The sequence below is a fragment of the Microcoleus sp. Z1_A1 genome, from assembly GCF_036700305.1.
In the GTDB taxonomy this organism is placed as follows: Bacteria; Cyanobacteriota; Cyanobacteriia; order Cyanobacteriales; family Microcoleaceae; genus Microcoleus.
Map to the genome: position 1 here is coordinate 26,429 of NZ_JAUBOR010000046.1, position 11,130 is coordinate 37,558.

An 11,130-nucleotide genomic window follows, 5' to 3' on the forward strand; every position below is an offset into this window, starting at 1 on the left:
AGGAAATAATTTGATTTGTATCGTAGGGGCGGGTTCACCACAAATCTCTGACGGTAATTCATAATCTAAATAAACCCGCCCCCACCCAACGGTAAATCTCAATCTGCATTATTCCCGTATTTTATAAATAAAATAGGAAATAATTTGATTTGTATCGTAGGGGCGGGTTCACCACAAATCTCTGACTGTAATTCACGATCTAAATAAACCCGCCCCCCCCAACTCAATCTGCATTATTCCCGTATTTTATAAATAAAGGTTGATACAGGCTATTAGTTGGGTGGGGGCGGGTTTTTGAGATTGTCGGTTTTTGGCAATTATTGTTGGTGAACCCGCCCCTACAGGAACTTAACCTCGATTTCAATTTAACTTCACTGACTGACAGAGCCTTTCCCGAAAAACTTAGGCGGTGCTGCCATAGTGTAAACTTCGGTTTCAGCGGCGATTACCTGCCGTAAGTGACCGGGAACTTGCATCAACCCCAACAGTGTAATTCCGTCGAACATCCGCAACCCGCCGGTGGTTTTCTCGGCGAGTAATTTGTCAGTAACTTCTGGATCTGGTCGCGTATTTATTTCTTGATTAGAAGCTACGGCAAAACCCCAAGGAGCTCCATAAGTAGAAATAAAGCTGGTGCAGGATTGAACGTTGGAGAAAACAGATTTCAGGGTATTTACAATGCGAGCGTGCATTTTCATTTCTGCCGGAGAAACGGGGCCCGCTTGCACTACGAAATATCCGTTAGGTGACATTACGCTGCGAACTTTCTCAAAATACTCTTTGGTAAACAACTGGAAAGATGGGCCTTCTTCAATGGGATCGGACAAGTCAGAAATGACAATATCCCAATCATTGTCAGTTTTATCTAAATAGTCCAAAGCATCGCCGATTACTACTTCGCAGCGGGGGTCATCAAAGGCGTTTTGGTGCATTTCGGGCAGGTGTTCGCGGCAAGCTTCTACTACTTCGCCGTCAATGTCGATCATCACGACTTTTTCAACTGTTTTCCAGCGCAGCACTTCTCTAATTGTAGCTCCTTCTCCGCCGCCGAGAACTAGGACTTTTTTGGGTGAACCGTGACAAATCATGGCTGGGTGTACCAGGGGTTCGTGGTACAGAAACTCGTCGCCAGTACAAGATTGCCATTTGCCGTCCAAAACTAAGCCTTTGCCGTAGGTACCGGTCTGAACCACGTACATTTCTTGATAGGCTGTTTTCTTGTAAGCGAGCACCGCGATGATGCCGTGAACGTAAATATCCCAGGGGGTAATGTACTCGCTCATCCAAAAGTCTGCACGAACTTCGCTACCTGACATCAATTACTCTCCAAATATAAACTGCTGTGTCGATGTTGTCACAAGTAGTAGTTCTTATCACACAATGGTGCGGGTGTGTGAGTACGATCGACACATTAAATTGAGATTTTTCAGCAATGGTATAGTGTGATTGCGTTCTGGGAACTCGGAAGCGCCTTGGTACTTGAGATTGCTTGTGGGCGATCGCCCACCCAGTCGAGATCACTTTTCCCGTCGCCCCCGGTCGAGATCGCTCACATTTAATATTTCCCCTTTGCATTGCCCACGGGTTTTGTACAAAGGTTGTCTGAACCGGGCAATTTTTCGCACTGGGCCCGCCTTGATAAGTTTGCGATCGGCCTGCTTATTTATCAATAATCGGATGAAAACCCCGCAAATGCGAGAGCGGAGAATAAAAGTAGCGATCGGTTTTAACCCGATTTTTTATTAATATGTTGACATTTTGAATGTATCTTAGATAAAATTTTTAAATCCACCCAAACCCATAAAATATTGATTTTTTTTGATAATAATGCAGAGTCTATGTGCGACGACTTTATAACTAAGTAAAGGTGACAACTAAATTCTCTAATAAAAACGCTCTTAATCTGTGGCAGTGTTTAAATTTTTTGTAAAAATAAAATTGTGTGGGGAGTAGGGTTTGGCGTTCCGCCCGCCCTGAATATACAATTTAAATGCGCTACAGCGTACACTATTTTTATTTTCAAAACAATAGCCTATGGAACCAACCGACTGGGAAAAAAGAATCAAAAAGCTGGAAAATGAAAATCTAATTTTGCGTAAACAACTAGAAAATTCGGAAACTGAACGCAGCCAATCAGAAGCCCTTAATAAAAAAAAAGAATCTTTGCTAAAAATACTAACTGAGGATTTTAGAGATTCCGAAAAAAAGTTAAAAGCAAGAATATCTACACTCGAAACAGCTCTGAATAACCAGCAAACCATGCAGCTCAAATTAATTGAAGCAGAAAAAATGTCGGCTTTAGGCATTTTGGTAGCTGGTATTGCCCACGAAATCAATAATCCCGTTAACTTCATCTACGGCAATATTACCTATGTCAATGACTACGCAGCCGACATTTTAAAATTGCTCGCAATGTACCAGGATCGTTATCCCGAAACAGATGCAGAGATTGAAGAATTTCTAGAAAAAATTGACATCGACTTTCTGCGCGAAGATTTGTTGAAAACTCTTTCGTCAATGAAACTTGGCTCCGAGCGCATCCGCGAGATTGTGTTGACTTTACGCAACTTTGCGCGGGTAGATGAAGCTGAAAAAAAACCAGTTAACATTCACGAAGGCATTGACAGCACTTTGTTGATATTGCAACATTTAACCAAAGAACAACCAGGTCATTCGGCTATAAAATTTATTAAAAGTTATGGAGATTTGCCCAAGGTGGAGTGTTATGCTGGGCAATTAAATCAGGTGTTTATGAACATCATTAATAATGCTGTTGATGCCCTGCGGGAGCGAGAACAAAAATCTTCACTAGACGAGCTCGAAGCTAACCCTGTCCAGATGACAATTACTACTTCTATTATTGCAGATAATTGGGCAAGAATTAGCATCAAAGATAATGGTCTGGGAATGAAGGAATCTGTAAAAGCGAAAATTTTCGATCCGTTTTTTACCACCAAACCAGTTGGGCACGGGACGGGTTTGGGATTGTCAATTAGCTATCAGATTGTTGTGGACAAACACGGCGGGAGGTTAGAGTGCATCTCCGCAATTGGAGAAGGGACTGAATTGGCGATCGAGATTCCGATCGCCAATTCCCGCAGCTAAGATCGATCGATCGAGCTAAACTGAGGGATAATGAAAACTCCCTTTGACCGCGGCTCCTCCTAGTTTGATGTGCAACCCTATGTCTACTGTCACTTTTGGTTTGTCAACCCCTATAGCGGCAGAAGCCGGGGCATCCTACTGCAGCAGCGAACCGCCCCAGCGCCCCACCGTGCAAGCAGAGTGGATCGAGGTATTGGTGGACTCTCCTTACAGGGTTGCGGGGGATTCGCCTGGGGAGGAAAATAAGTTATTTACCTATCGTTTACCTGCGGAACTTACCGTGCAACCAGGGGATATCTTGAGTGTACCCTTTGGCAGTCAACAGGTAGGTGCGATCGCGATTCGGTTCATTTCTCAACTGCCACGCGACTTAGATCCCACAAGGGTTAAAGATGTCGAAGATGTTGTCAGTGCGGGTTTTTTCCCACCGACTTACTGGGAATTGCTCGATCGCACTGCCACCTATTATTGCACACCTTTAATTCAAGTAATTAGAGCCTCACTGCCGCCCGGTTTGTTAAGCCGTTCCGTGCGCCGAATTCGCTTAATTAAGGACGCAATTTCTCCGAATGCCGAAACATTTCTCAATCCGGCAGCGAGTCAAATTTTGCAATTGCTGCAAGCTCAAAAAAACGGCGATTACACTTGGCAATACCTCCAGCGACAAGTTAAGGGAAGTTATCGAGGATTGAAAGATTTATTGAAACGCGGTTGGGTAGAAAGTTATTTAGAACCTCCCAATCCTCCCAAACCACAACTCAAACCGGCAGTGACATTAATTGCTAGTGCATTTGTCACAGATTTAACCAAGCGCCAACAAGAAGTATTGGAAGTTTTGCGGCGCGGCGGCGGTGAAATGTGGCTGAACGATTTATTGAGAATTTGCAGCGCGAGTTCTTCTGTTGTCAAAAATTTGGAACAAAAAGGTAGCGTTGTAATTGACCAAAGGGAAGTGCTCAGGGGCGATCGCGGAATTTCTCAATTGCCCGATGCACCGAAGACTTTAACTCATTTTCAAGCTGAAGCTTTAGCGTTTATTAACTCTTTTTCGGGATTCCGTCAAGTGCTGCTGCACGGCGTTACAGGTTCCGGGAAAACCGAAGTGTATTTGCAGGCGATCGCCCCAATCTTAGCCAGCGGCAAATCCGCCCTCGTACTCGTTCCCGAAATCGGTTTGACACCGCAACTTACAGACAGATTCCGAGCCCGTTTTGGCGAGCAAATTTGCGTGTACCACAGCGCCCTATCCGACGGCGAACGTTACGATACATGGCGTCAGATGCTGACTGGAACCCCGCAAATTGTCATCGGCACGCGATCGGCCATTTTCGCACCTTTACCTCACCTCGGCTTAATTATCCTCGATGAAGAACACGACAGCAGCTTCAAACAAGACCAACCAGCCCCCTGCTACCACGCCCGCACCGTTGCCAAATGGCGCGCCGAATTAGAAAATTGTCCCTTAATTTTAGGTTCCGCAACGCCAGCTTTAGAGACTTTGGTGGGGACGCGCCGAGATTATTACTCGTTACCAAATATCCATTATTTATCATTGCCCGATCGCATTTATTCCCGCCCGATGCCGCCTGTGGAAATAGTCGATATGCGCCAAGAATTGCGGCAAGGAAACCGCTCAATTTTCAGCGCTTCCCTGCAAAACGCGCTCGAACAATTGCAAGCAAGACAACAGCAAGGTATTCTATTTATTCACAGAAGAGGACACAGTACCTTTGTCTCTTGTCGAAGTTGCGGCTATGTGATGGAATGCCCGAATTGCGATGTTTCCCTGTCTTATCACCACGTCGGCGAAGGAACAGCAGAAATATTGCGCTGTCACTACTGCAACCACACCGAACGACACCCCCAAAATTGCCCGGAATGCAGTTCTCCTTACTTCAAAAACTTTGGTAGTGGCACTCAGCGAGTCGAACAGGAATTAACGAGATTGTTTCCAGAATTGCGGGCAATTCGGTTTGACAGCGATACGACTAAAAATAAGGGCGACCACCGCAGATTGTTAACGCAATTTGCTAACGGGGAAGCTGACATTTTGTTGGGTACGCAAATGCTGACGAAAGGGTTAGATTTAGCGGGAGTAACATTGGTGGGAGTTGTGTCTGCTGATGGGTTGCTGAACTTATCAGATTATCGGGCCAGCGAACGAGCTTTTCAAACATTAACTCAAGTCGCGGGCCGTGCGGGCAGAGGCGACGATCCGGGGCGGGTAATTATTCAAACTTACACTCCCGAACACCGGGTTATTCAAGCAGTTAGGCGGCACGAATATGCGGGTTTTGTGGAAACAGAATTAGCAGAAAGAGCGGCGCTGAATTATCCACCTTCGGGGCGGCTGATTTTGTTGCGGTTGAGCAGTGTAGATGCGGCGGAAGTTGCGGTGACGGCGGTACAATTGGCGTCTGTTTGTCAGGAGTATATTCAGCGATTGTCTGTACCGGGATGTGAGTTGTTGGGGCCTGCACCTGCGGCGATTATGCGGGTGGCAAATCGCTATCGGTGGCAGATTTTGCTGAAGTTGCCTTTGGATGAGTCGGTGGATTTGTCGGATTTGATCGGGTTGCGCGATCGCACGCCGCGTTCTGTTAGTTTAATTATTGATGTCGATCCGTTGAATTTTGGTTGAGGGTTATTGGTTGGGTGGGGGCTGGTTTGGGAGCATCTCATATTTGTAAAAATACTTCTTCTGGCTCCTTCCTTCTTCCTCTTTCCTTCTGCCTCCTGCCTCAAAACTCCTGCCTCAAAACTCCAATTTCTAGCGGAGGGCTGCAAAGGTGAGATGCTCCCGCTGGTTTTTGTATATTAGACTTCTCGATCGCCCAAACGGCATCTTAGCCACATTTCACACAAATTAAAAAAGGCGGCACCCAGATTTGAACTGGGGGTGGAGGTTTTGCAGACCTCTGCCTTACCACTTGGCTATGCCGCCGTCACGTCTGAAATTTGACGTTTTCTTATAGTACACCAAATCTCGAAAAATTTAACATACCTGTCAAAATTTTCGTGAAGCGCAGCTATCCCGTAGGGAATCGGCCTTTTTTCCATATCCCCAAAACCCATCCGAGGCTATTCTATAACTACATCGATCGCCCGCAACACCAGCCATGACACCAGTTTCTCCCCTACTCGTCGCCCAAATCACCGACACTCACTTGTTTGCAGAGCTCGATCGTACTTGGAAAGGCATCTCAACAACCCGCACCCTCGAAGCAGTTCTCGATCGCTTGCAACAGATACAGCCGCCGCCCGACTTACTCCTACTCACAGGCGACTTGTCGCAAGACGAAACACCCGAATCCTACCAGCGCCTCGTCTCCCTCATCGCCCCCCTCGGAATTCCCGCCTACTGGATACCTGGAAACCACGACAACATCCCAGTCATGGCAGAAATCTTAAATCAGTCGCCTCTTTCCCCAGAAAAATCATGGATGCTAGGAAACTGGCAATTTCTATTGCTTTCGAGTGTGGAAGCCGGATGCGACGGCGGGCGGCTTTCCCCAGAAAGCTTGAATTGGCTAGACTCTCAACTGCAACAAACCGGCGATCGACCTGTTATCATTGCCTTGCACCATCATCCTTTGCCGATCGACTGTGAAATCATGGATGGAATGATGCTGCACAATGCCGATGAATTTTTCGCAATTGTCGATCGATATCCTCAAATCAAAATCGTTCTTTGCGGCCACATTCACCAAGAATTTCAACAACAGCGGGGATCAGTTACCTACTTGGGGACACCCAGCACCTGCCTCCAACTTTTACCCAAAAGCCATCCGATTATAGTTGACAAAATCCCGCCGGGATTTAGATTGCTTGAATTGGCGATCGACGGTACTTGGAACACCAGAGTTGAGCGAGTTGCTGCCCAATCGCCACTAACTTAATATTTTTTAGTCTGCCTAAAATTATTAGTATCAAATTTACATTATCTTGTCAATACATCAACAGATAGATTTTTTTTACCAGCCCCATCTTTTATGATATTTATTAACCATAGATTGCAGACATACGTAAACTAGCGAGCTACGAACATAAATGTCGATCGCAATTTGACAAAACAGGAAAAACTAAATATATGTCTGAACTAAATGGCGTCATGATGCAGTATTTCCACTGGTACAGCCCCGACGATGGCAGCCTGTGGAATCAGCTAGCGAAATCTGCAAAAGATTTAGCCAAAATCGGCGTTACATCCCTTTGGTTGCCACCAGCCTATAAAGGAACTGGCGGCGGCATGGATGTGGGTTACGGCGTCTACGACTTATTCGATTTAGGCGAGTTCGACCAAAAAGGGTCGGTACGCACGAAATACGGCACAAAAGATGAGTATTTGGCCGCGATTAAAGCTGCACAAGATGCTGGAATTCGGATTTATGCCGATGTAGTCTTCAACCACAAATTAGGTGCCGATGCAGAAGAAGAAGCCGAAGCCACACCCTTCAATCCCGACAACCGGAATGACACCGTAGGCGAATATCAAAAAATCAAAGCTTGGACGCATTTTACTTTTCCCGGCCGCGATAAAAAATATTCCAGCATGGAGTGGCATTGGTGGCATTTTGACGCCATTGATTACAATGTTTACAACACAGAAACCCATGCCGTTTACCTGCTTAAAGGCAAAGAATTCGATCGAGGAGTAGACTTAGAAAAAGGCAACTTTGACTACCTCATGGGTTGCGATTTAGATATGGATCACCCAGAAGTCAGCGGGGAGTTAAAATACTGGGGTGAGTGGTATGTCGATACAACAAACGTTGACGGCTTTCGCTTTGATGCCGTCAAACACGTTAAAGCAGAATTTTTCCAAGAATGGTTGGAACACGTTCGTAACTATGTCAAACGCGACTTATTTGCAGTCGGCGAATATTGGTCTTACGAAGTGGAAGCTTTGCACTACTTCCTAGAAGCAACGGACGGTAAAGTCTCCTTATTTGACGCACCCCTCCACTACAACTTCCACGCTGCTAGCAAAGCCGGCAATAGCTACGATTTGCGAACAATTTTTGATAACACTCTCGTCCAACAGCAACCCGCCCTCGCCGTTACCTTGGTTGACAACCATGATTCCCAGCCCTTACAATCCCTAGAATCAGTTGTCGAGGCTTGGTTTAAACCCCTTGCCTACGCTTTAATTCTGCTGCGGCGCGAAGGATATCCGTGCATTTTTTACCCGGACTATTACGGCGCTAACTATAAAGATACAGCAAATGATGGCAATGAATACGAGATTTGGTTAGACAAACATCAGTTTATTCTCGATAAATTCTTGTTAGCGCGCCAAACCTATTCCTACGGCAATCAGTACGATTACTTCGACCACGCCAACACTATTGGCTGGACGCGACTCGGAGATGAAGAACATCCGGGTGGCATGGCTGTCGTACTCAGTAACGGAGGCGATGGCACTAAGTTTATGGAAGTCGGACAGCCGAATCGAACTTATATTGACATCACCGAACACATCCAAGAACCAATCACAACTAATGACGATGGTTGGGCTGATTTTCGGTGTAACGCCGGTTCTGTTTCGGTCTGGGTGCCACAGCCGTAAGAACTGCGTTAAAAACTGACCTACTCCTCTGCCTAAAGTAGGGTGTGCACTGCACACCTTACCGCTATAATTAGTAAATTAAACCACTTTTTACTTTCATGATTTTGCTCACCAAAACTTTTTTGTAGTTAGGAGTTTAGTCCTCTATCGACTATTATCTTTATGCTATGCGATCGCGCAAAAAAAAAATATTTATATAAAGAATTATGAAGCTTTCAGAAAAAGTTGCCGTTATTACCGGCGGTGGGTCGGGAATTGGTCGTGCAGCAGCAATTTTAATGGCTAAGGAAGGAGCAAAAGTTGCTATTATCGATCGGATTTTAGACACGGGGGAAGAAACCCTCCGCCAGTTGGTCAATGAAGGAGGCTGCGGGCTGGCTATTGCCGCAGATGTTGGAGATTCTGGGCAAATGCAAAAAGCGTTTCAAACAATTTTTGATGAATATCAAAGAATTGATATTTTGTTTGCCAATGCGGGTATTAACGGTGTATGGTCGCCGATAGAGGAGATAGAACCCGATGAGTGGGATCGGACAATTAACACCAACCTTAGAGGAACATTTTTGGCTGTTAAGTATGCTGTTCCTCATCTGAAAAAACAAGGAGGTTCAATTGTAATTACATCATCGATTAATGGTACCAGAAGCTTCAGGAAAGTTGGTGCCACGGCCTACGCTTGTTCAAAAGCTGCCCAAGTAGCCTTTGCAAAAATGCTGGCGCTAGAACTCGCAGCCTGCCAAATCCGAGTCAATGTGATCTGTCCGGGCGGGGTGCTAACTGCCATTGAAGAAAGCACCGTTAAGCGCCATCTCGATCGCATTCCAGTCGCGCCTGATTCCATTCAAGACATGATTCCTTTGACGGATAATACGGCAGGTTCTACCGAAGAAGTCGCCCAATTAGTGTTATTTCTGGTATCACATTCCTCCAGCTTTATCACAGGTACTGAAGTGTGGATTGATGGCGGCGGTTCTTTGATTTAAAATCTCTATAGCAGCAATTTAAAGAATCTTCCTACCAATTACCCATCTTCAATCGAAAATCTAAAATCGATTGACTGACTATCAAGCAATTTGGTCACAAGCCCCCGGATTTATCACGCGGCTCAATTTTTCAATCTAAAATCTAAAATCTAAAATCTAAAATCGATTGACTCTCCTTTGTTTAACAGCCGTTTGCAATGTCTGGGGCAACCAATTATCGTACTGAGGATAAACAGGCAAACGCTTTACGAGTTGCCATCCTGCTGCTGCTAAAATTTCTGTTAAAGTTTGGTGTTGCAGGTGAGGATAATCGGGATTAACTTCATCCCGCGGCCCGATTCCTCCTAAATCTCTAGCACCTGCTTCTAAACAAGCCAGCAATATGTCTGGTTGTGCAACTAAATTGGGCGGAATTTGTAGGGCAATTTCATCAGGTAAAATGCTGCGGGCGATCGCAATTACTTCGGGCATTTTTGTAGCATCAAAAACTTCACCGTCCCAACTTTGTTGATTTCCGGGACTGTGTGGCTGGAGGATAACTTCTTGAATGTGATTGTATCGCGAATGAATCCGGGCGATCGCCTCCAGCGTCTCAATCCAATCTGCCTTACTTTCCCCAATTCCCAGCAGCAAACCAGTTGTAAACGGAATCTTTAATTCCCCAGCCCATTCTAACTGTTGCAGCCGCAGCGCCGGCACTTTACTCGGTGCGTGCCTGTGAACCGTTTGTAACAAATGTGGGGTAAGCTGTTCTAGCATCAGCCCCATCGATACATTTACCTCTTTTAAGTGTGCCATCTCCTCAAAGCTGAGCGGCCCCACATTAGTATGCGGCAAAAATCCCAGAGCAAGTGCCAGTTCGCACAAATCGTAAATCCGCTGCAACCAAGCTTTTCGGCGTTGACTGTGAGGATGTACCTCGCCACTGAGGATGAGAATTTCAATTACACCTTGAGTTTGCAGCAAGTTGAGCTGTTTTTCGGCTTCTGCGAGTGTTAGCCAAGGACTTTGCAGGGGTTCTGCCCGAAAATTGCAATAGGTGCAGCGGTTAAAACACTCGTAAGTGGGAACGAGGGTATAAGCAGGGCTGTAGGTGACGGTGCGAGACATTCCTTGGGATTTTTATCGATCGGACTTACGCAACAACATATATCTGTGCAATGCGAGTTTTGCGGTTGGCGATCGCAACCCTTCATCTATCTTAACACTGCCCCCGTCCCAAATCTCGTGGCCCCGGTAGATTATGAGTATTCTTCATTGGTGGGCGATCGTCCCAAAATTCCGCACTCTGCTTTTTAAAACCCCATACAGCAAGCATTCTGGCTTATTATCAGCGCAGCTTATGACACTCATAATAAAAACTGTTCTTAAAAGGCCTTTACAAACTGAAATAAAAGCTTTATGTTTATTTACATGGCGGAACACAAAGCCGTCACGAACATTGAAAACCAAATAAAGCAATCATAAACAAAT

Annotated in this window: 7 protein-coding genes and 1 tRNA gene; 5 read left to right on the forward strand and 3 right to left on the reverse strand. The window is 45.6% G+C overall.

Annotated elements, in window-relative coordinates; all coding sequences use genetic code 11:
- Nucleotides 1-371: 371 nt before the first annotated feature.
- Complete coding sequence (locus tag QT973_RS22650; protein WP_333054082.1) at nucleotides 372-1,316, reverse strand: fused MFS/spermidine synthase; 945 nt, start codon at nucleotides 1,314-1,316, stop codon at nucleotides 372-374.
- Nucleotides 1,317-2,034: 718 nt separating this feature from the next.
- Between QT973_RS22650 and QT973_RS22655 the strand changes: the two genes are divergently transcribed.
- The gene (locus QT973_RS22655; RefSeq protein ID WP_333054083.1) at nucleotides 2,035-3,105 is read left to right on the forward strand and encodes an ATP-binding protein; all 1,071 of its coding nucleotides are present in this window, start codon (nucleotides 2,035-2,037) and stop codon (nucleotides 3,103-3,105) included.
- 79 nt (nucleotides 3,106-3,184) lie between these two features.
- Nucleotides 3,185-5,746, forward strand: coding sequence for a primosomal protein N' (priA, locus tag QT973_RS22660; RefSeq protein ID WP_333392220.1), 2,562 nt, complete (start codon nucleotides 3,185-3,187; stop codon nucleotides 5,744-5,746).
- 232 nt (nucleotides 5,747-5,978) lie between these two features.
- Here priA and QT973_RS22665 read toward each other — a convergent pair.
- Nucleotides 5,979-6,049: transfer RNA gene (locus QT973_RS22665), tRNA-Cys, on the reverse strand.
- Nucleotides 6,050-6,224: 175 nt separating this feature from the next.
- On the opposite strand from QT973_RS22665, the gene cpdA reads away from it, so the two are divergent.
- The 3 genes from cpdA (at nucleotide 6,225) to QT973_RS22680 (ending at nucleotide 9,657) form a co-directional block, all read left to right on the forward strand.
- Nucleotides 6,225-7,004 (forward strand): 3',5'-cyclic-AMP phosphodiesterase, encoded by a 780-nt coding sequence (gene cpdA / locus QT973_RS22670; RefSeq protein ID WP_333054085.1) that lies wholly within the window; start codon nucleotides 6,225-6,227, stop codon nucleotides 7,002-7,004.
- Between the two features lie 191 nt (nucleotides 7,005-7,195).
- Complete coding sequence (locus QT973_RS22675; protein ID WP_333054086.1) at nucleotides 7,196-8,674, forward strand: alpha-amylase; 1,479 nt, start codon at nucleotides 7,196-7,198, stop codon at nucleotides 8,672-8,674.
- Nucleotides 8,675-8,880: 206 nt separating this feature from the next.
- Nucleotides 8,881-9,657 (forward strand): SDR family NAD(P)-dependent oxidoreductase, encoded by a 777-nt coding sequence (locus QT973_RS22680; RefSeq protein WP_333054087.1) that lies wholly within the window; start codon nucleotides 8,881-8,883, stop codon nucleotides 9,655-9,657.
- A 156-nt stretch (nucleotides 9,658-9,813) separates the two neighbouring features.
- Here the strand turns inward: QT973_RS22680 and cofG are convergent, their stop codons facing one another.
- Nucleotides 9,814-10,767 carry a 7,8-didemethyl-8-hydroxy-5-deazariboflavin synthase subunit CofG gene (gene cofG / locus QT973_RS22685; protein ID WP_333054088.1) on the reverse strand — a complete coding sequence of 318 codons (954 nt, stop codon included), beginning with the start codon at nucleotides 10,765-10,767 and terminating at the stop codon, nucleotides 9,814-9,816.
- Nucleotides 10,768-11,130 lie beyond the last annotated feature (363 nt).